General features: G+C 65.3%; 21 protein-coding genes. 4 read left to right on the forward strand and 17 right to left on the reverse strand.

Features of this window, described 5'->3' with window-relative positions; genetic code table 11:
* Positions 1 to 33: 33 nt before the first annotated feature.
* Positions 34 to 981, reverse strand: coding sequence for an RluA family pseudouridine synthase (locus tag ACFODV_RS01300; protein ID WP_379753455.1), 948 nt, complete (start codon positions 979 to 981; stop codon positions 34 to 36).
* A gap of 552 nt (positions 982 to 1,533) precedes the next feature.
* On the opposite strand from ACFODV_RS01300, the gene ACFODV_RS01305 reads away from it, so the two are divergent.
* Positions 1,534 to 4,824 (forward strand): Rne/Rng family ribonuclease, encoded by a 3,291-nt coding sequence (locus tag ACFODV_RS01305; RefSeq protein WP_379753458.1) that lies wholly within the window; start codon positions 1,534 to 1,536, stop codon positions 4,822 to 4,824.
* 86 nt (positions 4,825 to 4,910) lie between these two features.
* Here the strand turns inward: ACFODV_RS01305 and murB are convergent, their stop codons facing one another.
* From murB to ACFODV_RS01350, 9 genes are read right to left on the reverse strand one after another with little or no spacing between them, the layout of a single operon-like run.
* Positions 4,911 to 5,936: a UDP-N-acetylmuramate dehydrogenase gene (gene murB, locus ACFODV_RS01310; RefSeq protein ID WP_379753461.1), complete on the reverse strand. Its 1,026-nt coding sequence runs from the start codon at positions 5,934 to 5,936 to the stop codon at positions 4,911 to 4,913.
* Positions 5,933 to 6,409 (reverse strand): low molecular weight protein-tyrosine-phosphatase, encoded by a 477-nt coding sequence (locus tag ACFODV_RS01315; protein ID WP_379753464.1) that lies wholly within the window; start codon positions 6,407 to 6,409, stop codon positions 5,933 to 5,935. The genes murB and ACFODV_RS01315 overlap by 4 nt, the downstream gene beginning before the upstream one ends.
* Positions 6,409 to 7,224: a 3-deoxy-manno-octulosonate cytidylyltransferase gene (gene kdsB / locus ACFODV_RS01320; RefSeq protein ID WP_379753467.1), complete on the reverse strand. Its 816-nt coding sequence runs from the start codon at positions 7,222 to 7,224 to the stop codon at positions 6,409 to 6,411. Before kdsB ends, ACFODV_RS01315 begins: the two co-directional genes overlap by 1 nt.
* The gene (locus ACFODV_RS01325) at positions 7,224 to 7,433 is read right to left on the reverse strand and encodes a Trm112 family protein (RefSeq protein WP_379753470.1); all 210 of its coding nucleotides are present in this window, start codon (positions 7,431 to 7,433) and stop codon (positions 7,224 to 7,226) included. Before ACFODV_RS01325 ends, kdsB begins: the two co-directional genes overlap by 1 nt.
* Before the next feature lie 10 nt (positions 7,434 to 7,443).
* Positions 7,444 to 8,499, reverse strand: coding sequence for a tetraacyldisaccharide 4'-kinase (gene lpxK / locus ACFODV_RS01330; protein WP_379753473.1), 1,056 nt, complete (start codon positions 8,497 to 8,499; stop codon positions 7,444 to 7,446).
* On the reverse strand, positions 8,496 to 10,256 hold the full coding sequence (gene msbA / locus ACFODV_RS01335) for a lipid A export permease/ATP-binding protein MsbA (protein WP_379753476.1): 1,761 nt from the start codon (positions 10,254 to 10,256) through the stop codon (positions 8,496 to 8,498). Before msbA ends, lpxK begins: the two co-directional genes overlap by 4 nt.
* On the reverse strand, positions 10,253 to 10,690 hold the full coding sequence (locus ACFODV_RS01340; protein ID WP_379753479.1) for an ExbD/TolR family protein: 438 nt from the start codon (positions 10,688 to 10,690) through the stop codon (positions 10,253 to 10,255). Before ACFODV_RS01340 ends, msbA begins: the two co-directional genes overlap by 4 nt.
* Positions 10,687 to 11,397, reverse strand: coding sequence for a MotA/TolQ/ExbB proton channel family protein (locus ACFODV_RS01345; RefSeq protein WP_379753482.1), 711 nt, complete (start codon positions 11,395 to 11,397; stop codon positions 10,687 to 10,689). The genes ACFODV_RS01340 and ACFODV_RS01345 overlap by 4 nt, the downstream gene beginning before the upstream one ends.
* A gap of 24 nt (positions 11,398 to 11,421) precedes the next feature.
* On the reverse strand, positions 11,422 to 13,716 hold the full coding sequence (locus ACFODV_RS01350; protein ID WP_379753485.1) for a DNA internalization-related competence protein ComEC/Rec2: 2,295 nt from the start codon (positions 13,714 to 13,716) through the stop codon (positions 11,422 to 11,424).
* Positions 13,717 to 13,851: 135 nt separating this feature from the next.
* On the opposite strand from ACFODV_RS01350, the gene ACFODV_RS01355 reads away from it, so the two are divergent.
* Positions 13,852 to 14,391 carry a DUF2062 domain-containing protein gene (locus ACFODV_RS01355; RefSeq protein ID WP_379753488.1) on the forward strand — a complete coding sequence of 180 codons (540 nt, stop codon included), beginning with the start codon at positions 13,852 to 13,854 and terminating at the stop codon, positions 14,389 to 14,391.
* Positions 14,392 to 14,481: 90 nt separating this feature from the next.
* Here ACFODV_RS01355 and ACFODV_RS01360 read toward each other — a convergent pair whose 3' ends face one another.
* Both ACFODV_RS01360 and ACFODV_RS01365 read right to left on the reverse strand, forming a co-directional pair.
* Positions 14,482 to 15,219 (reverse strand): ABC transporter ATP-binding protein, encoded by a 738-nt coding sequence (locus ACFODV_RS01360; RefSeq protein ID WP_379754277.1) that lies wholly within the window; start codon positions 15,217 to 15,219, stop codon positions 14,482 to 14,484.
* A gap of 7 nt (positions 15,220 to 15,226) precedes the next feature.
* Entirely contained in the window at positions 15,227 to 16,468 is a 1,242-nt protein-coding gene (locus ACFODV_RS01365) for a lipoprotein-releasing ABC transporter permease subunit (RefSeq protein ID WP_379753492.1), read from the reverse strand.
* Between the two features lie 224 nt (positions 16,469 to 16,692).
* Between ACFODV_RS01365 and ACFODV_RS01370 the strand changes: the two genes are divergently transcribed.
* Together ACFODV_RS01370 and ACFODV_RS01375 are read left to right on the forward strand one after the other, a co-directional pair.
* Positions 16,693 to 17,736, forward strand: a complete 1,044-nt coding sequence (locus ACFODV_RS01370) for an agmatine deiminase family protein (RefSeq protein WP_379754280.1) — start codon at positions 16,693 to 16,695, stop codon at positions 17,734 to 17,736.
* Between the two features lie 177 nt (positions 17,737 to 17,913).
* A complete protein-coding gene (locus ACFODV_RS01375; protein ID WP_379753495.1) occupies positions 17,914 to 18,816 on the forward strand; it encodes a carbon-nitrogen hydrolase in 903 nt (300 codons plus the stop codon).
* Positions 18,817 to 19,021: 205 nt separating this feature from the next.
* Here ACFODV_RS01375 and ACFODV_RS01380 read toward each other — a convergent pair whose 3' ends face one another.
* The 5 genes from ACFODV_RS01380 to ACFODV_RS01400 form a co-directional block, all read right to left on the reverse strand.
* Positions 19,022 to 20,260, reverse strand: coding sequence for a uracil-xanthine permease family protein (locus tag ACFODV_RS01380; protein ID WP_379753498.1), 1,239 nt, complete (start codon positions 20,258 to 20,260; stop codon positions 19,022 to 19,024).
* A 77-nt stretch (positions 20,261 to 20,337) separates the two neighbouring features.
* Positions 20,338 to 21,981: a glycerol-3-phosphate dehydrogenase/oxidase gene (locus ACFODV_RS01385; protein ID WP_379753501.1), complete on the reverse strand. Its 1,644-nt coding sequence runs from the start codon at positions 21,979 to 21,981 to the stop codon at positions 20,338 to 20,340.
* A gap of 166 nt (positions 21,982 to 22,147) precedes the next feature.
* Entirely contained in the window at positions 22,148 to 23,887 is a 1,740-nt protein-coding gene (locus ACFODV_RS01390) for an ABC transporter substrate-binding protein (RefSeq protein ID WP_379753504.1), read from the reverse strand.
* Between the two features lie 65 nt (positions 23,888 to 23,952).
* Complete coding sequence (locus ACFODV_RS01395; RefSeq protein ID WP_290785661.1) at positions 23,953 to 24,225, reverse strand: DUF2160 domain-containing protein; 273 nt, start codon at positions 24,223 to 24,225, stop codon at positions 23,953 to 23,955.
* Between the two features lie 13 nt (positions 24,226 to 24,238).
* Entirely contained in the window at positions 24,239 to 25,132 is an 894-nt protein-coding gene (locus tag ACFODV_RS01400) for a carbohydrate ABC transporter permease (RefSeq protein WP_379753507.1), read from the reverse strand.
* Between the last annotated feature and the right edge of the window lies 1 nt (position 25,133).

Below are 25,133 nucleotides of genomic sequence, written 5' to 3' on the forward strand. Positions count from 1 at the left end.
ACGAGTGGTCGATACGAGTGGTCGATGCAGGACTCAGGCGTCGCGGCGAGCACGAGCAAGCACCGCCTGCAGCTCCTCGGGGAGCGGCGCCTTGATCTGCACCGGGCGACCGCTGGTGGGCTCGGGGAAGGTCAGCGACTCGGCGTGCAGGAACAGCCGTGCAACCCCGAGCGATGCGCTGAGCCGCTGGCTGTCGCGGCTGGCGTACTTGTCATCGCCGAGCAGCGGTTGGCCGGTGTGTGCCGCGTGCACGCGGATCTGATGGGTGCGCCCGGTGACCGGCTCGGCCTCCACCAGCGTTGCCCTGGCGAAGGCTTCACGCACCGAAAAGCGCGTGCGCGATACCTTGCCGTTCGGGTCGACCCGCACCCGACGCTCGCCGTTGGGCAGAATGTAACGGTCCAGCCGTGCCGCCACATAGTCGCGCCGCGCCGGCCAGCGTCCGGCCACCAAAGCCAGGTAGCGCTTGTCCATCTTCTGCTCCTTCAGAGCCGTGTTCAGCGCCAAAAGTGCCGGACGAGACTTAGCCAGCAGCAGACAGCCGGAGGTGTCGCGATCCAGTCGGTGGACCAGTTCCAGAAAGTCGAGGTCCTCCCGCACCTGGCGCAGCGCCTCGATCAGACCGATCTTGACACCGCTACCGCCGTGAACCGCAAGTCCTGCAGGCTTGTTGATCACCAGCCAATCGCGTCCCTCCACCAGCACGCTGCCGGCCAGCAAGTTGCGCAAATTATCACTCACCTCCAGCACCGCTTCACGGGGGGAAAGCTTGAGCGGCGGGATGCGCACCAGATCCCCGATAGCCAAGCGAGTGTCCGGCTTGACGCGCTTCTTGTTGACTCTCACCTCGCCTTTGCGCACGAGGCGATAGATGAGCGACCGCGGCGCTCCCTTGATGCGGGTCAGCAGGAAGTTGTCGATCCGCTGGCCATCCTGTCCTTCCGTTACCTCGACCCACTGTACGTCGCGTCCTTCGGCCATGCCGAGACTCCACTGCTGGATACTGCTAAAAGGCGCATTCTATCGCAGTGGGCGCCCCGGCGCGCCAATTGCTGGCGCAGCCCTGTTGCTGTTATATTGCTGGTTCGCTTCAATGGGCTTAGCTAAGCCTGCCAAGCGCCTGCACGACAGACACGCAGGCCGAAGCGAAAAATCAAGGCCGCGAGGACGTCGATACGTCTCGCCGCCCGCAGCAACAGAAAGACAGCGATACAGCGCCACGCCCGGATCCCCCGATGTTTTTTCGTCATGAAGCGTCGGCAGGCCATGGGACACGTTCAACTGCGTGCCGGAGATCGGCGGCGGCGAATCGATGAATGCCAGGTGTTGGCGGTGACCGCAGGGCCGGATGGGTGACCCCCCTACCGAGACATGTCCTGCCTCCGCCCCGTACTCAACAACTCGTGTCGTGACGCGTCGATATAGAACCGTCACGGCCGCAGAAGCGTATCTTTCCGATACGCTGAGAACAGGCACGCAGCACACAGAGGTTCGCTACGTCGTACTCGCCGGTGCCCCATAGTGCGAGACAACATGAAACGGATGCTCATCAATGCGACCCAGCCCGAAGAGCTGCGCGTCGCCCTGGTCGATGGACAACGCCTCTTCGACCTGGATATCGAGTCCGGCGCCAGGGAACAGAAGAAAGCCAACATCTACCGAGGCAAGATCACTCGAATAGAGCCTTCCCTGGAAGCCGCCTTCGTTGACTTCGGTGCCGACCGACATGGTTTCCTGCCTCTCAAGGAAATTTCCCGAGAGTACTTCGTCAAAGAGCCCGCCTCGGGCCGTCCCAGCATCAAGGAGGTGCTGAAGGAGGGACAAGAAGTCATCGTCCAGGTCGACAAGGAGGAGCGCGGCAACAAGGGGGCGGCGCTGACTACCTTCATCAGCCTGGCCGGCCGCTTCCTGGTACTGATGCCCAACAACCCCAAGGCCGGCGGCATCTCCCGGCGAATCGAGGGCGAGGAGCGCAGCCAGCTCAAGGAGGTCATGGGGCAGCTCACCCTGCCCGACCGTATGGGTCTGATCGTACGCACCGCCGGCATCGGCCGCTCCCCCGAGGAACTGCAGTGGGATCTCGATTATCTCGTGCAGGTATGGGAGTCGATCACCACCGAAGCGGGTAAACGCTCTGCTCCCTTCCTGATCTACCGCGAATCCAACGTCATTATTCGCGCCATGCGCGACTACCTCCGCCAGGACATCGGCGAAGTGCTGATCGACAGCGACGCCGTCTACGAGGAGGCATTGGCTTTCATCCGCCAGGTCATGCCCTCCTACCAGCAGAAGATCAAGCTATACGTTGACGAGGTCCCGCTTTTCTCACGTTTTCAGATCGAGTCGCAGATCGAAACCGCCTACGAGCGAGAGGTGCAGCTTCCCTCCGGTGGATCCATCGTCATCGACCACACCGAGGCACTGGTCTCCATCGACATCAACTCGGCTCGCGCCACCCGGGGCAGCGATATCGAGGAGACGGCGCTGCAGACCAACCTGGAGGCCTCCGACGAGATTGCCCGCCAGCTGCGTCTGCGCGACATCGGTGGCCTGGTGGTCATTGATTTCATCGACATGAGCCCGGCCCGCAACCAGCGCGAGGTTGAGAATCGCGTGCGTGACGCGCTGAAGCTGGACCGCGCCCGGGTGCAGATCGGTCGCATCTCGCGCTTCGGCCTGATGGAGATGTCCCGCCAGCGCCTGCGCCCGTCACTTGGCGAGACCAGCGGTGTGGTCTGCCCACGCTGCAACGGCCAGGGCACCATCCGTGACGTTCGCTCCATTTCGCTCTCGATCATGCGCCTGATCGAGGAAGAGGCCATGAAAGAGCGCAGCGCCCAGATTCGCGCCATTCTCCCGGTGCCGGTTGCTACCTATCTGCTCAACGAGAAGCGCACCGTGCTGGCCGACATCGAACGCCGCCAGGGCGTAAGGGTCCTGCTGCTGCCCAGCATCGAGATGGATACGCCCCACTACGATGTCCAGCGCCTGCGCGATGACCACGTCGACGAAGATGGTACCGCCTCACTCTCCAGCTTCGAGCTCTCTACCGAGACCGAGGTCGGTCGTGAACCTGAATCCACCTTTACCAAGCCGGCGCAGCGCGCCGAGGCGGCGGTAAAGACGGTAATTCACCACGAGCCCGCGCCTGCCTCCCTGCAGCAGGAAGAGACTCCCGCTGTTCAGGAGACCGCTTCTGCGGCTCCCGCCCCGACCGCTCCCGCCCCGGCGACACCGCCACCCCCGTCGGCCAAGAGCCCCGCCAGGGCACCGGTGGTGCGACAGCCGGTTGCGGAGCCTCAGGCCGGCGTACTGGGCCGCCTGGTGAAGGGCCTTGCCAAGCTGCTGGGCGGCGACGAAACCCCCGCCGACAGTAGTCAGAAGACGCCCGCCCGCCCCGAGCCGACGCGCGGCAATACCGACGCTCGCAAATCCTCCCCGCGCGATGATGATCGCAGCGGTCGCAACACCAACCGACAGCGTCGTCCGCGCAACGACGAGCGCCGCAGTGCCCCACGCCAGGAGAATGAACGCGGCGACAGCGGGACCGATAACGCCGAAAACCGTGACAATCGCGGCAACGCCAGCCGCGGAGGCCGCGGTCGCGGACGCCAGGACGACCCTCGCCAGACGCGTCAGCAGGAGACGCCCAAAGCTCGGGATGAAAAGCCTCGGGATGAAAAGCCTCGCGATGAAAAGCCTCGCGACGAAAAGCCCAGAGACGAAAAGCCTAAAGAAGACAAGGCTCGCAACGACAAACCACGGGATGAGAAACCCCGCGCCGACACGCGGCGGTCACGCGGTGGCGACAAGCGCGACGATCGCCCTGCCGAAAAACCGGCCGAAGCGAAGAGCGAAGCACCCAGCACCGAGGTGCCGGTCGACGATGGCAAACCCAAGCGTACCCGCAATAATCCGCGCAATCGCAGCCGTCAGCATGCCATCAACCCCAAGGCCGAGGCCGAGCAGCAGCGGCTTCAGGCAGAAGCAGCTGAAGCCCAGCCTGAGGCGAAAGCCGACACCCCGCTGCCCGACCAGGTCGAAGCTGCCAAGCCCGAAGCGCCCAAGGCCGACGTGAAAGCCGACGCGCCCAAGCCCGACGTGAAAGCCGACGCGCCGAAGGCCGAGGCGAAAGCCGACGCGCCCAAGGCCGACGTGAAAGCCGACGCGCCGAAGGCCGAGGCGAAAGCCGACGCGCCCAAGCCCGAGGCGAAAGCCGACGCGCCCAAGCCCGAGGCGACAGCCGACGCGCCCAAGGCCGACGTGAAAGCCGACGCGCCCAAGCCGGAAGCGAAAGCCGAAGCGCCCAAGGCCGAGGCGAAAGCCGAAGCGCCCAAGGCCGACGTGAAAGCCGAAGCGCCCAAGGCCGAGGCGAAAGCCGACGCGCCCAAGTCCGACGTGAAAGCCGAAGCGCCCAAGCCCGAGGCGAAAGCCGACGCGCCGAAGCCGGAGGCGAAAGCCGACGCGCCCAAGCCCGAGGCGACAGCCGACGCGCCCAAGCCGGAGGCGAAAGCCGACGCGCCGAAGCCGGAGGCGAAAGCCGACGCGCCCAAGCCCGAGACGACAGCCGACGCGCCCAAGGCCGACGTGAAAGCCGACGCACCCAAGCCGGAGGCGAAAGCCGACGCGCCGAAGCCGGAGGCGAAAGCCGACGCGCCCAAGCCGGAAGCGAAAGCCGACGCGCCCAAGCCCGAAGCCCCCAAGGCCGAAGAAACGCCAGAAGAGCAACGCGCCAACCGTCGTCGTCGGCGTGCTCACAACGACCCGCGGGAGATCCGCCGTCGTGAGCTGGAAGCTAAGGCTCAGGAGGGCAAGCAGGGCTGAGGCCCCGCTTTTCTCCCCGAAAGTGACAGCGCCCGCAACCATGGCTGCGGGCGCTGTCGTTTCAGTTCAGGCCATCAGGCCCATCGCTACCCTGGAGGGATGCCGGCCAGGCGTGGCTCCCGCTCCAGCGACACGCCAAAGCGCTCGCGCACAGTGCCAGCCACTCGCTCGGCGAAGACGAGCAGTTCGCCAGCGCTGCCGCCACCGAAGTGCACCAGTACCAGTGCCTGGCGATCATGCAGTCCGAAGTGAGCCTCGCGAAAGCCCTTGAGACCACACTGGTCGATCAGCCACCCCGCGGCCAGCTTGACCCGACCATCGGGCTGGGGGAAATGCGGCATGCTCGGATACTCGGCGAGTAGACGTTCGGCCTGCGCGCCCGACACCAGAGGGTTCTTGAAGAAGCTGCCGGCGTTGGCGAGCCGCGCCGGGTCGGGCAGCTTGTCGCGACGAATGGCGCACACCGCCTCGGCCACCTCGAGCGGGCTGGGCGAGACGCCGACCCGAGCGGCCAAGTCCCCGTAGCCAAGGCGTGGGGCCGCCAAACGCGACAGCCTCAACACCAGACGAGTGACCACCACACGCCCCGCCAGCCGCCCCTTGAAGACACTGTCACGATAGCCGAAGGCGCACTCCTCGGGCGTCATCCATGCCGCCCGGCCATCGGTCAGGTCCACCACCTGAAGCGCCTCGAGCGCCTCGCAGAGTTCGACCCCGTAGGCGCCGATATTCTGGATCGGCGCCGCACCGCAGTGTCCCGGGATCAGCGCCAGGTTCTCGGTGCCCCAGAGGCCACGCTCGGCCAGCGCCATGACCAGCTCATGCCAGATCACCCCCGCTTCCGCGTGGACCCGAACCGCCTCGCTCTCGCCCTCCTCGATCCACCAGCGATCCATGGCCGGCCGAATGACCAGTCCTGTCAGGCGCTCCGGCAGGATCAGATTGCTGCCGCCGCCCAGCAGGGTCAGCGGCCAGCCGTGGGCACGGGCCGTGGCCAGCGCCTCCTGCAACGCGTCCAGGCTGGCGGGGGCAGCGAAATGCTCTGCCACGCAGGGCAGGCCCAGGGTATTGGCCGCCGTCAGGTCGTGCTCGGGGTAGTGCACCGAACTCAAGGACGCGCCTTCAGACGCGTCTCGATCTCGGCCAGCAGGCCAAGGGCCCCCTTCTCCACCAGGTCGAGCACCTCTTCGAAGCCCCGTTCGCCGCCGTAGTAGGGGTCAGGCACGGCACGGTCAGCCAGACCGGCAAAGTCCAGGAAAAGTCCCAGGTGAGGATCGAACCCGGCCGGTGCAAGGGCGCGCATCGCCGCCAGGTTGTCATGATCCATGGCCAGCAGATAGTCGAAACGGCCGAAGTCGTCGGCGACCAGTTGTCTGGCACGCAGGGTAGTGAGATCGATGCCGCGGCGAGCGGCAGCCTGGCTGGTGCGTGGGTCCGGCGCCTTGCCCACGTGCCAGTTACCAATCCCGCACGAGTCGACCTGGACCCGATGAGCCAGGCCGCGCTCGTCGAGCAGGCGTCGGAATATCACCTCGGCGGTGGGCGAGCGACAGATGTTGCCCAGGCAAACAAACAGAACGCGCATCAGGCATCTCCCCTGTCGTCAGCGGTTTCCAGCAGCGCACGCACCCGGGCCAGGTCCTCGACGGTATCGACGCCGGCGGGATGCGGCTCCCGGGCCAGCGCCACCTGAATAGAGTGACCGTGGTGCAAGGCCCGCAGTTGCTCAAGGTGCTCGAGCTGCTCCAGGGGCGAGGGGACCCAGTTACCGTACTCGGCCAAAAAACCCGCCCGATAGGCGTAAAGCCCGATATGGCGGAGCCAGGCGCCCGTCTCGAGGAGCTCCGGGCGGGTGGCGAAGACGTCTCTATCCCAAGCGTCTCTATCCCAGGCCTCTCTATCCCAGGGCAGGGGCGCCCGAGAAAAATAGAGGGCGCGTCCAGAGAGCGCGCGCACCACCTTCACCACATTGGGGTTGAACAGGGTCTCCACGTCGCTGATCGACTCGGCCAGGGTAGCGATGGAGGCCTCGGGGTCATCGAAAAGCCGGTCGGCCACCTGGTCGATCAGCGTCGCCGGAATCAGCGGTTCATCGCCCTGCACATTGACCAGCACGGCATCATCGGCCAGGCCCAGTCGGTCGGCCACCTCGGCCAGACGGTCGGTGCCGGTGGGATGATCGACGCGAGTCATGAGGACTTCGGCGCCGAGCTCCGCCAGGGCCGTCTCAATACGGGCGTCGTCGGTGGCGACCACCACGCGGGTGGCGCGGCTTTCACAGGCACGCCGCCAGACGTGGGCGACCATGGGCTGGCCGGCAATCTGCGCCAGGGGCTTGCCGGGCAGCCGCGAGGAAGCATAGCGCGCCGGAATGACGGCGATGAACTCGCGCTCGGCCATCACGCGTCCCCCATGCGTCCGGGCGAGTCGTGAAGCTTTTCGTCGACGCTGAGCTGACGCGCCTCCTCGGGCAGCATAACCGGAATACCGTCGCGCACCGGGTAGGCCAATCCATCGAACAGGCAGAGCAGCTCCTCGGCCTCGCGCTGATACTTGAGTTTGCCCTTGCACAGCGGGCAGACCAGCATGGCCAGCAGTTCCTTGTCCATCGTATTCACCTCACTCCTGATGATGAGTCGGCACTTTGCCGGCTCGCGAATTCGTTTCGGGGGCGGGCTCGACCAGCCGCGCCAGGCGTCCGTCGAGCCAGTCGGAAAAACCCGTTTCCGGGTTGGCCTCCACTTCCAGCACCCAGCTGGCTGCGGGGGCCAACCCCCGGCACTTCACGGCATCCTTGGCGGTCATTACCAGCGGCCGGTCGTCGTCGAAGGCGAGCTCCTCGCTGCGGTAGGCGTGATGATCGCTAAAGGGGTGGGGCAACGCCTCAACACCAAGGCCCTCCAGGGTTTCGAAGAAGCGCGCCGGCCGGCCGATGCCGGCCACGGCGTGCACAGGAGCAGAAAACGGAAGTGGCACCAACGGCAGGCGCTCGCCATCGCCAAGTCGCCGCCAGGCGATTGGCGCCAGGCGCATGGTAAAGGCGCCAGCCGGCGGTGCGAATCGCGGCTCGCCGTTGATCACCACGGCATCGACGCTCTCGAGACGAGAGAGCGGCTCGCGCAGGGGACCGGCAGGCAGGCAGCGGCCGTTGCCGAAGCCCCGCACGCCGTCAACCACCACCAGCTCGAGATCGCGGGCAAGGGCCAGGTGCTGGAGGCCGTCGTCGCTGACCAGAATGTCGCAGCCCACCTCCAGCAGGCAGCGCGCGCCGCGGGGACGGTCAGGGTCTACCACGACCGGCACACCCGTCTGGTCGGCCAGCATGCGCGGCTCGTCGCCGCACTGCTCCGCCGACGTTCGGTCGTCAACCAGCAGCGGATAGCTGCCGTTCTTGCCCCCATAGCCCCGGGAGAGGATGCCAGGGCACCAGCCCTCGGCAGACAGATGGCGCACCAGCCAGGCCACCAGCGGCGACTTGCCGGTGCCGCCCAACGTCAGATTACCCACCACGATCACCGGTACCGGCGCTCGCCATACCTCTCGGCGGCCTGCGGCATAGGCCACCCTGCGACGCGCCACGGTGGCGCGATAGAACCCCTCCAGGGGGCGCAAGAGGCGGAGCCAGGGCGACCCTGCATAGGCCGCCTCCAGCCAGCGCTCCCCCACCCCCTTCATGTCGGGTCCGCCTCCTGGAACTGCAGACGATGCAGCGCCGCGTAGGCGCCGCCTCGGGCCAGCAGTTCGGCGTGGCTGCCCTGCTCGATCACCTCGCCCTGCTCCATCACCAGGATGCGGTCGGCGCGCTCGATGGTAGAGAGGCGGTGGGCGATCACCAGGGTGGTGCGACCCTTGCATACCTCCTCCAGAGCCGCCTGGATATGGCGCTCGGATTCGGTGTCCAGCGCCGACGTCGCCTCGTCGAGGATCAAGAGTGGTGCGTCCTTGAAGATGGCCCGGGCAATGGCCAGGCGCTGGCGCTGGCCGCCCGAAAGCATCACCCCGTTGTCACCTACCACGGTGGCGTAGCCGCCGGGCAGACGCTCGATGAACTCGTGAGCGTGAGCGGCCCGAGCGGCGGCCTCGATGGCTGCCGGGTCAGCATCCGGCACTCCGTAGGCGATGTTGTCGGCGATGCTGGCGTTGAACAGGGTGACCTGCTGGGAGACCAGAGCGATCTGGCGGCGCAAGGGCGCCAGACGGTAGTCATCCAGGGGCACCCCGTCGATCAGCACACGTCCCTCGGTGGGCCGATAGAAGCGCGGAAGTAGCCCCACCAGGGTCGATTTGCCGCTGCCCGAACGGCCGACAATGGCGATCATCTCCCCTGCGGCTACCTCCAGATCAATCCCTTTTAGCACTTCGGGCTGGCCCTCGGCGTAGCGAAAGCGCACGCCCTCGAGATGCACCCGGCCCTCAAGACGCTCAGGCTCATATCGGCCCTCATCGCGCTCGGCGGGCACTTCCAGCAGGCCGAACAGTTCAGCAGCGGCGGCCAGGCCTTTCTGGATCTCGCTGTTGATCTCGGTGAGCTGGCGAACCGGCTTGGCCATCAGCGAAGCCGCCGTGATGAAGGCCACGAACTCACCGGCGGTCATGTTATCCATCAGCGCCGGCGACATGGCCAGCCACACCAGCACTGCCAGGGCCACGGCTACCAGTAACTGGATGATCGGCGTACTGACTGCCTTGGTCAGCGCCTCCTTCATGCTCTGCTGGCGGTTATACTCGCTGGCCGCCGCGAAGCGGGCCTTCTCGAAGGTCTCAGCGCCATGGGTTCGCACCACCCGATAGCCGGAGAGTGCCTCGGAGGCCACGTGGGTGACGTCTCCCATGGAGGCCTGGATTCTCGCCGAGATGCGCCGGAAGCGCTTGCTGGCGTAGCTGACCACACCGCCGATCAACGGGGTCACCGTCAGGAACAGCAGGGTCAGCATCCAATTGGTCCACAGCAGGTAGCTCACCAGGCCAATGACGAATAGTCCCTCGCGCAAGAGAATAGTCAACGCCTTGGTGGCCGCCCCCGTCACCTGCTCCACGTGATAGGTGACCCGTGAGATCAGGTGGCCGCTGGAATGGCTGTCGAAGAAACGCCCCGGCAGGTGCAGCATGTGGTTGAAGACGTTGCAGCGAAGGGAGTGGACCACGTTGCGCGCCACATTACTCATGAAATAGGTGCCAAGAAAGGTCCCCAGCCCGCGGGCGGCGAACATGCCCACCACGAACATCGGCAGGAAGAGCCGAAAGCTGGCGTCCGGATCCTGGATGCCATCGATCAACCGCTTCATCATCTCGGCCAGCGCGGTGCTGGAGGCGGCATAGATGACATAGCCGACGATCGCCAGGGCGAAGGAGCGCGAGTGGGGGCGCACATAGCTCAGCAGGCGCTTATAGAGCGTCCAGCCAGAGTGTTGAGGGGTCCCGTCCTGGTTCACGGCGTCTCCGCTTGTGGGGAAGTGGTCTCGCTCGAGCGACTCTCGGTGGTGGCAATACGCACCCGCTGGATGCCCTGCTGGCCTGCCTGGTCCAGCACGCGCACCACGCTGGCGTGGCTGGCGCGGCCGTCGGCCTCGACTACGAGACCGTGCTCGCGGGCCTGCTCGGCCTCGGCGGCCAGGGCCCCAGGCAGCTCGGCCGGCGACAGTTCACGCTCGCCGAGCCGGTAAAGGCCGGTGGCCGTGATCACTACCGTGACCGGCGAGACTTCAGCTGCCACTCCGCTGGTCGACTCAGGCAGTTCAAGCTCCAGCGCCTGACGGGTCTCGAAGGTGGTGGAGACCATGAAAAAGATCAGCAGCAGGAATACCACGTCGATGAGCGGCGTGAGGTTCACCTCTACCGGGTCACGCCGGGGGCGCGAAAACCTCACGGACGCTTCACCCGGGGGGCCAGACGGCCGTCGGCTTCGAGGCGTTCTTCCTCTCCGGCAGCCTCTCCGACGGGCTCGTGGCGCTCGGCCAGGGTCAGCTCACCGCCGTAGTGGGCGAGGAACTCCACTACCTGGCCCGACTGTTCCTCCATGCGCACGGTGATGTCCTCGATCCGACGCAGAAAGTAACGATGGAACATCAGGGCCGGGATCGCCACGGTCAGTCCTGCCGCGGTGGTCACCAGAGCTCTGGAGATGCCGCCGGCCAAGTCAGCGGTTCGGCTGGCCCCGTCGCCGGCGACGATCACCGAGAAGACCTCGATCATCCCCACCACCGTGCCCAGAAGGCCAATCAGCGGGGCAATGGCCGCAATAGTGCCCAGCGGACTGAGAAAGCGCTCCATGTCATGGATCACCGCCGTGCCCGCCTCCTGCAGCCGAGCCCTCACCTGCTCATGCCCAAGCTGGGCGTTGCGCATACCTGCGGCCAGCACCCCTCCCAGAGGCGAATGGCTCTCCAGCCAGAAGAGGTTGATCTGACCACGAGCGACCAGGGTGCAGACCTCCTGGCCCAGCCCCCGAGGCGCGATGCGCCCAGCGCGCAGTGTCCAGAGGCGTTCGATGATGATCACCGTGGCCAGCAACGAACAGCCAAGTAGCGGCAGCATCAGCCAGCCTCCGGCGATCAGAGCCTCCATCATGTCCATGCGCTTTACCTCGAAGATGCTTCATTATTCATGTCCGCGATCTTGAAACGATTCTAACGCAAGGCAGTCAGCTCCGACACCGCCCCACCGCCAGGGCTGACGTCGTAGGCTCTCAACGGGCTGCCCAGACCTTCGCCCGAGACGGAAGGTCAGGGCCCCATCCAACGCCGTGCTCCACTGGCAGCTCCCCGCCGCCCGGAAGCGTCTCACCACCTCGTCGTGGGGATGGCCAAAGGCGTTGCGCCGACCGGCACTGTAGACGACGTGCCGCGGGGTAAGCCACTGAACCAGCTGGGGTCCGGAACTGGTCTGACTGCCGTGGTGGCCGGCTACCAACAGCGTCAGAGGCGCCTCGGCGTCGAGCAATATGGCACGCTCTACCCGTCGTCCCACGTCGCCGGTGATCAGCAGACGATGCTCGCCTGCACTCACCTCCAGCACACAGGAACGGTCGTTGCTGGTGAACGCAGCAGTCTCTTTCGGCGGCCAAAGAAAGCGGAAGTGCACGCCATCTCGTTCCCAGCGCTCTCCCGCCAGACATGTCGTGAAAGGCACGCCGATGGCCTCGCCCGGCGGCGCCAGGAAGCCGCTGACCCGGTGGCGCTCATCCAGCATCGCTACGCCGCCGGCATGGTCGAGGTCGTCATGACTGACGATGACCTCGTCGAAGCGCTGGCCCGGGGGCCACAGCACACTGACCGGAGTAAAACCCGAGGCGAAACGTGGCCCCGTATCATAGAGCACTCGATAGCCTGCAGTACGCAGCACCACCAGTTGCCCCTGCCCCACGTCAAGCACCCGCACCTCCAGCTGGCCGTGGGGAATACCCGATGGCGCAAGCCCCATGGCTATGGCGGCCAGTGCCAGACTGCCCGCCGTGCGCAGCGGACCCGACAGCCCTGGCAGCCCCCAGAGCAGCGCCACCAGGCCCAGACAGAGCGCCAGAGGCGTCACCAGAGCAGGCTCGGGAAGCCACAGCGGGAGCCAGACCACCGCCGCCTCCAGGCACCAGGCCAGCGCCTCCGTGAGCTGGGCGAACAGCCACCAGCACAGCGCCGACAGTGGCGGCAATGGCGTGAGCAGCCAGCCCAGCAGCCCCAGCGGCACCAGCAAGCTGCTGACCAACGGCACGGCAACCAGATTGACCAGCGGCGCCGCCGGTGCCAGTCGAGCGAAGGCCAGCAGCACTGCCGCAGCCATCAGCGGCGCCAGCATCAGTTGGGTCCTGATCAGCGCCCATAGCCAGCCACGCCACCCGCGCGGACGCGGCCGTCCCTGCCAGGCCAGGATCAGCAGCGCCACCGCCAGAAAGGAGAGCCACAGCCCCGGACGCCAGGCGCTGAGCGGGTCGATCAACAGCACCACGGCTAGCGCCAGCCACCAGCCCTGCCAGGGGCCCGGGGCATGGCGTCCGCTGGCCACCCAGAGTCCCACCAGCGCCATCACCAGAGCGCGAAGCGCCGGCGGCTCCAATCCCGAGAGGGTCGCGTAGCCCGCCGCCGAGACGCCGGCCAGCCACCAGGGCCATACCGCCAGTCGCCAACGTCCCGGCGTCGCCAACCGGGCCGCCCCACGCCCCAGCAGCAGCGCGAAGCCTGCCACCAGCCCCACGTGGAGACCCGAGATCACCATCAGGTGGGTGGTGCCGCTAGCGTTGAGCAGCGCCCAGTCCTCGGCGGTCAGCCGCTCGCCGGCGCCCAGGGTCAGCGCCGCCAGCCAGCGCTCGGCGCGCGACGGTAGCGCACGTGACGCCAGATGGGCCAGGGCAAGTTCGCGCAGCCCGTCTCCGGACTCAGCCAGCCGCTGCGGCGGCGGCTCACGGCGAACATAGCCGGTAGCCTGGATGCCCTCTCGCCACAGCCAGGCCTCGTAGTCGAAGGTGTGGGGATTGGCGAAGCCTGCCGGCGGGCGCAGGCGGACGGTGAAGGCCCAGCGTTCGCCGGGCTGCATGGGCGGTGCCTCGAAGGCGCTCAACCGCACCCGCCTCAGGCGATCGCAGCCGGGACGCCCCTCGGCGAGGGGGTGACACGCCGTGACCTCCAGGGTCAGGCGGGTCAACCTTGGCTCCTGCGTGACGGCCACCAAACGCCCCTCCACGGCAAGATCCTCACGGACCAGCCCCTCGGGCAGACTGGCCCCGCGGGCCAGCAGCAGGCTTGAGGTGACGCCAACCACTACCATCATCAGCAGCCAAGCCGCGGGCCGTCGCATGGCCAGCACCAGAAGAGTGAAGATCCCAAGACCCTCTAGCAGCCCGGGGGGCGGACGGCTGGCAAGCCCAAGCCCGCAGAGCACGGCCAGGGCCAGAGGGATGGCCATTCCAGGTCGCATTCCCTTGCTCCAGGTGGGTGCATGTCTGCCCGTGCAAGGCGCTCTGGAGAGAAGCGCCGCCATGGCGGAGGCAGGCTCATGTATGGATAATAGCCTGCGTCACGATGCAGCGAGCCTGACAACATGCCGCGCCGCTTACTCCAGCGCTATATGCCGCATCCCGAGACGCTCAGGCGCCAGCGTTCGTTGCGTTTCATGGGGCACCTCATTGGCAATCCCACCCTGTGGGTGCTGAGCCGCCGCAGCGTGGCCAACGCCTTCTCGGTGGGTCTGTTCAGCGCCATGCTACCCATCCCCTTTCAGATGGCGATAGCGGCCCTGGGCGCCTGGCTGGCCCGTGCCAACCTGCCGCTCTCCGTGGGCCTGGTATGGATCACCAATCCGCTGACCATGCCGCTGATCTTTTATGGCAACTACCGGCTAGGTGCCTGGCTGATGAACACGCCGGCCCGTGAGGTGCCGAACCGACTCTCCACACGCTGGATCGCCGAGCAGATGGTCGACATCCTGCCCGCTCTGGCGGTGGGCTCAATGGTCACCGCCATCGCCCTGGCAGTGCTCGGCAATCTGGTGATCCGACTGATCTGGCGCTGGCAGGTCTCGCGCAGCTGGAAGGCACGACGGCGGCGGCGCAAGTCGTCCTGCGAGGAGGATGCACTGTAATTTCCCGCTTGCTCGCCAACGCAAACGGCCGACCCCCGAGGGGCCGGCCGTTTATTGTTGACAGATGATGACCGGCTGTCGGCAGCGGGCTCAGCCAGCCTTCGGGCTCCGCGGCTGCTCGGTCAGGCGTCCCTCGTCCAGTCGCATGACCCGATCCTGATGGGCCGCTAGTGCCAGGTCGTGGGTCACGATCACGAACGCACAGGCAGAGGAGCGCGCCAGCTCATCCATCAACGCCAGAATGCTGGCCGCGGTGTACTGGTCCAGATTGCCAGTGGGCTCGTCCATCAGTACCAGGCTCGGGTCGGTGACCAGAGCGCGGGCGATAGCCACCCGCTGTCGCTCTCCGCCAGAGAGTTCGCCGGGCTTGTGATCGGCGCGCTCGGCCATACCCACCCTATCCAGCAGTTTCCGGGCACGAGCCTCGGCATCCTTCTTGCGCTGCCCACGCACGATCAGCGGCAGCGCGGCATTCTCGAGGGCGGTGAACTCGGCCAACAAATGGTGGAACTGATAGACGAAGCCGATATGCCGGTTACGGAACCGGCCCAGAGCCGCGTTTCCCAGCGCCAACAGCGATTCACCGGCGATACGCACCTCACCACGCGTGGGCTGATCGAGGCCGCCCAGGAGATTGAGCAGTGTGGTCTTGCCGGAGCCGGAGCTACCGACGATGGCCACTCGCTCACCGGCGTAAACGGTCAACGCCAGGCCATCCAACACGGTGACATCCTGAGGGCCTTCACTGTAGACACGGGTCAGATCGAGGCACTCCAGCATGGTACTACCCTGCGCCGCGCGGGCGCCCTGCTCGGCTGTGGCTTGCATGGTCGTCTTACTCATAGCGCAACACCTCCGCCGGCTGGACCTTGGCCGCTCGCCAGGCCGGATAGAGGGTGGAAAGGAAGGTCAGGACCAGCGCCGACGCGACGATATCGCGCACGTCCGTCCAGTCTAGGCGCGAGGGAAGGTTACTGATGAAGTAGACCCCAGCGTCGAGGAACTGGATGCCGAACAGGCTCTCGACCCCATCGATGATATTAGAAATGGTCAACGCCAGCAGCACGCCGAGCACCACGCCAACCAGGATGCCGATTACCCCGATGGCCAGCCCCTGGACGATGAAGATCCCCATGATCGAGCGCGGTGTGGCGCCAATCGTCCGCAGGATGGCGATATCGGCATGCTTGTCGGTCACCACCATCACCAGGGTCGACACGATATTGAAGGCCGCCACGGCGATGATCACCGTGAGCAGTAACCCAATCATGCGCTTCTCCATCTGGATCGCCTGAAACAGGTTGCCGTGGGAGAAGGTCCAGTCGACGCCCTGGTAGCCCGGGCCCAGTTCGTTGACGATGCTGCGCGTTTCCGCACTGGCCTGGAAGAGGTCATCGAGTTCCAGACGCAAACCGCCCACCGCGTCGCCCAAGCGACCTAGCGTCTGCATGTCCTCGATGTTGGCGTAGGCCAGGGCCGCGTCCAGATCCGCGCCAACGCTGAATATCCCGCTCACCGTGAAACGCTTGAGCCGCGGGAAGACCCCGGCCGGTGTAATCGAGGCTTCTGGCACCAGCAGGGTCACGGGGTCACCGACCCCGACCCCCAGCTGTCGAGCCAGGATCGAGCCCAGCACGATGTTCCACTCCCCCGGCTGCAGGTCGTTGAGCTGCCCCTGTTGCATGTGGCTGCCGATGATCGAGACGCGGTCCTCCCACTCGGGGTGAATACCGTTGACCATGGCGCCCTCATTACGGCCGCCCACAGAAAACATCCCCTGCTGCTCCACGTAGGGAGCGGCGCCAATCACCCGCTCTCGCTCCATCAGCCGTGCGGCCAGGGACTCCCACTCCACCATGCCGGTGCGCGACTCGACCTTGGCGTGGGGCACCATGCCGAGAATGCGAGTGCGCAGCTCGTGGTCGAAGCCGTTCATCACCGAGAGCACCAGTATCAGTACGGCGACGCCCAGCATCAGGCCCAGCATGGAGGTCAGCGAGATGAAAGAGATGAAGTGGTTGCGGCGCTTGGCGCGCACATAGCGCAACCCGATCAGAAAAGGCAGGCGGTCGAGCATGGGGGCGTTCCTTGTCAGCGGGGGCCCATGGTAAGGCTTTTTATCTGACGCTGCACCGTGGCGCCCGCACCTTGCCGCAGATTTGCACCATGGCATGCGAGGACATCGCGGAGCGGCGTTTGGTGATAGCGCCGCCACTTGCATCGTTGCGCATTGATGCCTACATTCGCGACCTGACCTACCGATCTGACCCACCGATCCATCCAGCGGGGCTTTTTCTGACCATGGCCAAACGCCTGCTTCCCGAGTGGCATCCCCAGGATGCTGTCCAGCTTACCTGGCCCGGCCCAGATAGCGACTGGGCCCCGATGCTTGAACGCATCGAGGCCACCATGGAAGCCATGGCGGTCGCCATCGCACGCTACCAGAGCATCCTGGTCAGCGTCCCCGATACCGCCACCCAAACCCACCTGGCCGGCCGCTTCGCCGCGCTGGGCGTCCCGGCCAAGCGCCTTCACCTGGTGGTGGCGCCGGCCGACGACACCTGGGCCCGTGACCATGGCCCTCTGGCCGTGGAAGAAAACGGCACGCTTCGGCTGCACGACTACCTATTTACCGGCTGGGGCGGCAAGTTTCCCGCCGCCCGGGACAATACCCTGACCCGCCGCCTGGTCGATGCCGGCGTCTACGTCTGCCCGGTAAGCGAGCGTGGCCTGGTACTGGAGGGCGGCGCGCTGGAGAGCGATGGTGCCGGCACCCTGTTGACCACCGAGGCATGCCTGTTGAATCCCAACCGCAACCCGGGCCTGGATCGTCAGGCGGTAGAGGACTGGCTGCACGAGGACTTCGGCGTAACTCGAGTGCTGTGGCTAGCCCACGGCCACCTGGAGGGCGATGACACCGACAGCCATGTGGACACCCTGGCACGCTTCTGCGACCCGGCCACCATCGCCTACGTGCGCTGCGACGACCAGGCCGACCCCCACTATCCGGCGCTGGCCGCCATGGAGTCAGAGCTCAAGGCGCTACGGCGCCGTGACGGTGAGCCCTACCGTCTGGTGCCGCTGCCTTGGCCGAGCCCCTGCCTGGACCCGGTGGACGGCCATCGCCTGCCTGCCACCTACGCCAACTTCCTGATCATCAACGGTGCGGTGTTGGTGCCTGTCTACGGAGATGCCGCCGACACCCGGGCCCTCACCGCCCTGGCAGGCGCCTTCCCGGGGCGCGATATCATCCCCATCGACTGCCTGAGCGTGATCCGCCAGCACGGCAGCCTGCACTGCCTGACCATGCAGCTGCCCCAGGGCAGCCTGGCCAACCGGGCCTGAAAGAAATTGAAACCACGAGATTAGGGGCGCTGGGGACAAGCCGAAGAGGAGGTCCTACGCCAGGGATGGCGTCGGTAGCGTACAGGGAGGTATTCACAGCGCCTCCGGAAGGCCGGCCCCGCTCACAGGCTTGTCGCCAGACAAGCCCCGAGAAGCGAATAAAGAGGAGAGTTCATCATGTCCCGCCAACTGAAGGTCGGCCTGGTCCAGCAGCCCGCCTGGCCCGAGAAGGCCAGAAGCCTCGCCGAGAGCGAGGCCGGCATCCGAGAGCTGGCCGCCGCCGGCGCCGAGCTGGTCATGTTGCAGGAGCTGCATGCCACCCACTATTTTTGCCAATACGAGGACACCGAGCTGTTCGACCTGGCGGAACCTCTGGATGGCCCCACCGGCACGCGCCTGGCGGCGCTGGCCGCGGAGCTCGATATCGTACTGGTGGGCTCGCTGTTTGAGCGCCGCGCGCCGGGGCTCTACCACAACACCGCGGTGGTCTATGACCGCAAGCAAGGCGCCGTGGGCCACTACCGCAAGATGCATATCCCCGATGATCCGGGCTTCTATGAGAAGTTCTATTTCACCCCGGGCGACGCCGATGATTCACGCGGCCAGGGCTTTCAGCCCATCGACACCTCGCTGGGCCGACTCGGCGTACTGGTGTGCTGGGACCAGTGGTACCCGGAAGCGGCGCGGCTGATGGCGCTGGCCGGCGCCGAGATTCTGCTCTACCCCACTGCCATCGGCTGGGACCCGGCCGACGACGACGCCGAGAAGACCCGCCAGAAAGACGCCTGGACGCTGATCCAGCGCAGCCACGCGGTGGCCAACGGTGTCCCGGTAATCGTCGCCAACCGGGTCGACCACGAGCCGGACCACTCCGGCGTTGGCCGCGGCATCGACTTCTGGGGCGGCAGCTTCATCGCCGGCCCCCAGGGGGAGCTGCTGGCCCATGCGGGCGTCAACGCCGAGCGGCTGCTGGTGACCCTGGACATGGACCGGGGCGAGGACGTGCGGCGGATCTGGCCATACCTCAGGGACCGCCGGATCGATGCCTATCAGGATCTCGTGCGTCGCTACCGGGACTGATCCGGCCGCGGCGGATCTGACCACTCTCCAACTGCCGCGACCGCCGGATCGATGCGTATGGAGACTTCACCCGCCGCTACCGCGACTGAGCCCGTGCAACACCGCTATTCGCGCAGCGGAGCTGCGCTCCCACAGGGACAAGGTTCGGTAATACTGCCCTGTGGGAGCGAACTTCAGTTCGCGAATGTCGAAGCCTTCGCTTTCTTTACTCGTCTTCCTCGGCGCGCGGCAGCACCCAGTTCAGCACAATACCCACCAGGGCGGCCAGGCTGACCCCCTGAAGGGTGAACTGGCCGCCGCCCAGCTGCATGCCGCCAATGCCGAATACAAGGATCAGCGAGATCACCACCAGATTGCGCGGCGCGGTCAGGGAGTGGCCGGCGCGCACCAGGGTGTTCATGCCTACCACGGCGATGGAGCCGAACAGCAGGGTCATGATGCCACCCATCACCGGGCCGGGGATGGTCTGGAGCAGAGCCCCCAGCTTGGCGACGAAGGCCAGCGCGACGGCGATGCAGGCGGCTACCACCATGATCCTGGGATCAAAGGCGCGGGTCAGAGTCACCGCCCCGGTCACCTCGGAGTAGGTGGTGTTAGGCGGTCCGCCGAACAGCGCCGCGGTCGTGGTCGCCAGGCCGTCACCCAACAGAGTGCGATGCAGGCCGGGCGTCTCCAGGTAGTTCTTCCGCGTGACCGAGCCGATGGCCACCATATCGCCGATGTGTTCCACCGCGGGGGCAATGGCTACCGGGATCATGAACAGAATCGCTGCCCAGTGGAAACTCGGCGCAGTAAATGCCGGGATAGACAGCCAGGACGCCTCCTGCACCGGCGTAAAGTCTACCAGGCCCATCACCAGCGCCAGCACATAGCCGGTGACGATGCCGCCCATGATCGGGATCAGGCGCACGATACCTCGGCCAAACACCGCCAACACCAGGGTCACCAGCAGGCTGGTCATGGAGAGGAAGATCGCGGGGCCGTAGCCGATATTGTCGCTGGTCTCGCCGGTGGCCATGCTCACTGCCACCGGCGCCAGCGCCAGACCGATCACCATGATCACCGGCCCCACCACCACCGCTGGTAGCAGGCGATGCAGCCAGCCGGTGCCCTTGAGGCGCACAGCCTGGGAAATCACCACGTAAACCAGACCCGCCGCCATCAGTCCGCCCATGGTGGCCGGGATGCCGAAGTTCGCGACCGAGCCCTGGATCGGCGCGATGAAGGCGAACGATGACGCCAGGAAAACCGGCACCGTGACGCGCGTGATGCCGTGAAACAGCAGGGTCCCTATTCCGGCGGTAAACAGCGCAACGCTGGGGTCCAGCCCGGTGAGCAGCGGGACCAGCACCAAAGCCCCGAAGGCCACGAAGAGCATCTGGGCGCCGGTAAGCAGGGTCTTTAGCAGTGAATCGGTCGGCTTCGACGCCGCGGTATCGTTCATGGCAAGGCTCCGGAAACATCATCGAATGAAATCGCGCGGCATTCTAGCAGCCTCCGCTCGCCCGGACGATGGGTCCGCTAACCGCTCTCCTCCACCCTTGCCTCATGCTTCTCCGTCGACTCTTCCTGAAGGTACTCCTTCAACCGTTCCTGAGCCTGGTCGCCGAACAGGATGTCGCAGGCCTCACGCAGGCCGGGCGAGCGCCGAATGCTGGCCTCCGACACCACCAGCGAAACCTTCGAGCGCCGGCGCAGGAAATCCTCGAGGCGGGTGACCATCTCTCGGCGCCGGGCCTGCTCGAGTTCCACTCTCAAATACTCGGTGCCTTCGATGAGTACCTCGGCCTGGCGTTCGTCCTGGCGTATCGCCTCGAGCATCTCGAGCGCCTGGGACCCATAGCGCCGCCACAGCCGCTGGCTGAGGGGTTCGGAAGCGTGTTCGACGGTCATGGCGTCCAGGTCCATCAGCCGAGCCTGATGCATGAAGGCATCGCGAACCGAGGCATCCGGCTCGCCATACCAGCGCTGCTCCGGGTAGGGCAGTTCGATACCCAGGCCGCGCACTGCCTCGACCACCTCTTCACCCACATTCAGGCAGTCGGTGAGCTTGCCCCCGAAGATGCTGAGGTGGGCCTGCTGGCTGTCCAGGTCGATGGCATGCTTGCGCGACAGGTTGAGGAAGTCGCGTTCACCGCCACTGCTCGGCTTCACGGCCAACGGCCTGACGCCACAGCGCGTGGCGATGATGTCTGACTCTGCCAGCGGCTTGGAGAGTGCCAGGCGCTTGTTGATGTTATCCAGCACGAAGCGAATATCTTCTTCTGTCGCTCCCACCTCGGGGGTCTCGACCCGGGTATCGGTGGTACCGATACAGGTGCGTGGCCCCATGGGAATGACAAAAAAGAGTCGCCCGTCGTCGGCGAAGAAGGCCAGTACCCGACGGCTGTCAGTGAGCTGTGGGACGATAAGATGAATGCCCTTGGAGAAGACATGGTGGTGCTGGGTGCTCTGCCCGGCGAGCTGATTGAGCTGGTCAACCCAGGGGCCGGCGGCATTGATCAGAACCTTCGAGCGGATCTCGAAGGTATCGCCGGTCATCACGTCCCGGGCCCGAGTGATCCACACGCCCTGCTCGCGGCGCGACGCCAGATACTCGACATAGTTGGCCGCCACGGTGCCGAAATCCAACGCCGCGCGAACAAAATTGAAGACGAAGCGCGCGTCGTTATCATGCAGGTAGGCGTCCGAATATTCGAAGCCACCCACCGCCGAACCCACGTCGATGATCGGCTCCCGGTCGTGTAATGTAGAGGGCTTCAAATAGTGGGGTCGCTGGGTGAAGAAACTGCCCATCAACCAGTAAAGCCAAGTGCCCGCCCAAGGCACCAGAGGATGGTGGCGGAACCCCTTATTGATGGTGGTAAGGAAACGAATCTCCTGCACCGATGAGGGATAGCTTTTGATCAGGTGATTGCGGCTGCGGCAGAGTTTACGCACTAGGGCGAAGTCACCGCTCTCCATGTACTTGATGCCGCCCCACACCAGATTGGAGGAATGCATGCTGGTGCTGCCGGCGAAGTCACCCTTGTCGATCAGCGCCACCCGAGCCCCCTTGCCGCTCATGGCAGCCGCCGCGGAGGCTCCGTTGATACCACCGCCGACCACCAGGACGTCGAAACAACGCTGGGGCAGCTTGCGCAGATTATTCTGTCTGAGTTGCATCTTTTGCCCTTCCTGAAAGCCCTTCCTGAAAGCCCTTCCTGAAAAAACGGGGCCCCGCTCGGCATGACCGAGCGGGGCCTGGACCCGTTCGGGCAACCGGTCACACGTTACTGATTCCCGGTAGTGCCGGGATCATGGCGGGCGGCAGGCGCCCGCCAATCGACCGTTACCGTGTGCCAGCCGCCATCCACGCCTCCATCATCTCGTCATAGGGAACGGTAGTGCCCTGGGGCATCTCGTTGTCGAGTTTCGCCTTGGGCGAACCCGGCTGGGAGAGCCAGTACTCGGCGTCCCGTTCCTCGTTCAGCTGCGGCGCATAGACCTCGAACACTCCGGCACGTGCCAGACGCGCCATAACGCTATCCATGTCGCTGGCCAGGTTGTCGAGCCCATCCTGTGGGGAGATCTCGCCGCTGATGACCGGCGCGAGGTTCTGCCACCACAGCGGTGCCATGCGCGGATAATCGGGCACGTTGGTCCCGGTCGGCGTCCAGTTGGACTCGTTGGGGCTGCGGTAGAACTCCACCAGGCCGCCCAGCTTCGGCGCCATCTCGGTCATCTGCTCGGAGAAGATGTCCGACTCGCGAATCGGCGTCAGGCCGGCCATCAGCTTCTCCAGAGAGACGCTCTTGGCGGTGGTGAACTGCGCAAACAGCCAGGCGGCGGTGCGGCGGTCCTCGGGGGTCGAGTCGAAGAAGGTCCAGGAGCCCACGTCCTGGTAACCGACCTTCATGCCCTCCTCCCAGTAGGGTCCCGTCGGCGACGGCGCCATACGCCACAGCGGATTGCCTTCGTCGTCGGTCACCGGCAGGCCCGGATCGGTCATGTCGGCAGTGAAGGCGGTATACCAGAAGATCTGCTGGGCGATCTGCCCCTGGGCCGGCACCGGGCCGGCTTCACCGAAGGTCATCCCCTGGGCCTCTTCGGGGGCGAAGTCGCGAAGCCAGTCGACGGCTTTCTGCATGGCGAAGACCGAGGCCGGCGCGTTGGTGCCGCCACCGCGGGTCACGCTGGCACCCACCGGGCGGCTCTCCTCGTCGACACGAATGCCCCAGTCATCTACCGGGTTGCCGAAGGGGACGCCGACGCTGCCCATGCCGGCCATGGAGAGCCAGGAGTCGTGGAAGCGCCAGCCCAGGGATGGATCGCGACGACCATAGTCCATATGACCGTAGACCTGGGTGCCGTCGATCTCGCCAACGTGCTCGGTGAAGAACTCGGCGATCTCCTCGTAGGCTGTCCAGTTGGTGGGTACGCCCAGATCGTAGCCGTAGATATCGCGGAACTGTGCCTGGAGGTCCTCGCGCTGGAACCAGTCGTAGCGGAACCAGTAGAGGTTGGCAAACTGCTGGGTGGGCAGCTGATAGATGCTGCCGTCGGGACCGGTGGTGTACTGGATGCCGATGAAGTCGTCGAGGTCCAGGCTGGGCAGGGTGAAGTCAGCCCATTCGTTCTCCATCGCCTCGGAGAGATTGATGGTGGTGCCATAGCGGATATGGGTGCCGATGGCGTCGGAGTCGTTGACGTAGCCGTCGTAGATATTGCGACCCGACTGCATCTGGGTCTGCATGTTATTGACCACGTCCCCCTCACCGATGATGTTGTGGGTGACGTTGATGCCAGTAAGCTCAGTGAAGGCCGTTGCCAGCACGTCGCGCTCATAGATGTGCGTGGTCAGCCCTTCGGCGACGGTATTGATCTCCATGCCGCGCATGGGCGCGGCCGTCTCGGCAAACCAGAGTAGCTCCTCGATCTGCTCTTCACGGGTCAGCGTCGAGTTCTGGAAATGCTCATCGACCAGCCGCTCGGCAATGGCGCGAGCATCATGGTTGTCGGCGTGCAGTGCCCCGCTTGCCAGCATGACACCGGCAGCGAGTAGAGAGAGTCGCATTGTTGTCGCTTTCATATTGACCTCTTCGGTTGTGATAGCTCGTCCATGAACGTTATTGCATTCGGCTCCATGCATTCCTGTCAGCCCCAGCGCATCAGGATCAGTAGCCACAGGATCGAGATGCCCAGAGCCAGCCAGAGACTGAGTGAGGTAAAGCCCACCACCATCAGGTGGATATAGGCCGCGCAGAGCAGCCCGATAAAGAGCCGGTCACCGCGGGTCGTGGCGATAGGCAGAAAGCCCTTGCGCTCGATGGTCGGTGAGGCGAGCTCCCAGGCCGTCATTCCCACCAGAATGGCGGCAATGGCAGAGAAGAAGATCGCGGTGGGCGTGGTCCATACCATCCATTCCATGACGCATTCCTCCTCAGGTGCGGCCCAGGGCAAAGCCCTTGGCGATATGGTTGCGCACGAAGTAGACCACCACGATACCTGGCAGAATGGTCAGTACCCCGGCGGCAGAGAGCGCTCCCCAGTCGATCCCCGATGCCCCTTTGGTCTGAGTCATCACCGAGCCGATGGGCTGGGCGCCGGTGGAGGTCAGGGTGCTCGCCAACAGCAGCTCCACCCAGGAGAACATGAACAGGAAGAACAGGGTCACGCCGATGCCCGAACTGATCATGGGGATGAAGATCTTCACGAAGAAGCGCGGGAAACTGTAGCCATCGATAAACGCCGTCTCGTCGATCTCCTTGGGCACGCTGCTCATGAAGCCCTCCAGAATCCAGATCGCCAGCGGAATATTGAAGAGACAGTGCGCCAGGGCCACGGCCACGTGGGTATCAAACAGTCCGACGGTGTAATAGAGCTGAAAATAGGGCAGCAGGAACACCGCGGGCGGCGCCATCAGGTTGGTCAGCAGCCAGAAAAACAGGTGCTTATCGCCGATGAAACGATATCGGCTGAAGGCATAGGCCGCCGGTAAGGCCACGGCCAGACTGATCAGCATGTTCATCAGCACGTAAGCAATGGAGTTTACGTAGCCCATGTACCAGTTCGAGTCGGAGAAAATCTTGGCGTAGTGCTCCAGAGTAAAGTCCTGGGGCCACAGGGTCAGAGACCCCAGAATCTCGCTGTTCGACTGAAACGACATGTTGAGCAGCCAGTAAACCGGCAGCAACACGAAGATGATGTAGGCGGTCATCAGGCCTCGGCGGCGCCACTGGCGGGAGACCGAGCGGGCCTGACGGCGGCGACGATTATTGGTCGCCGCGGCCTGCTTGCGTACCGCTTCCGGCGTGGTAGGAATCGAATTGCTCATG

It is taken from the genome of Halomonas tibetensis, assembly GCF_042643535.1.
Lineage (GTDB): Bacteria > Pseudomonadota > Gammaproteobacteria > Pseudomonadales > Halomonadaceae > Halomonas > Halomonas tibetensis.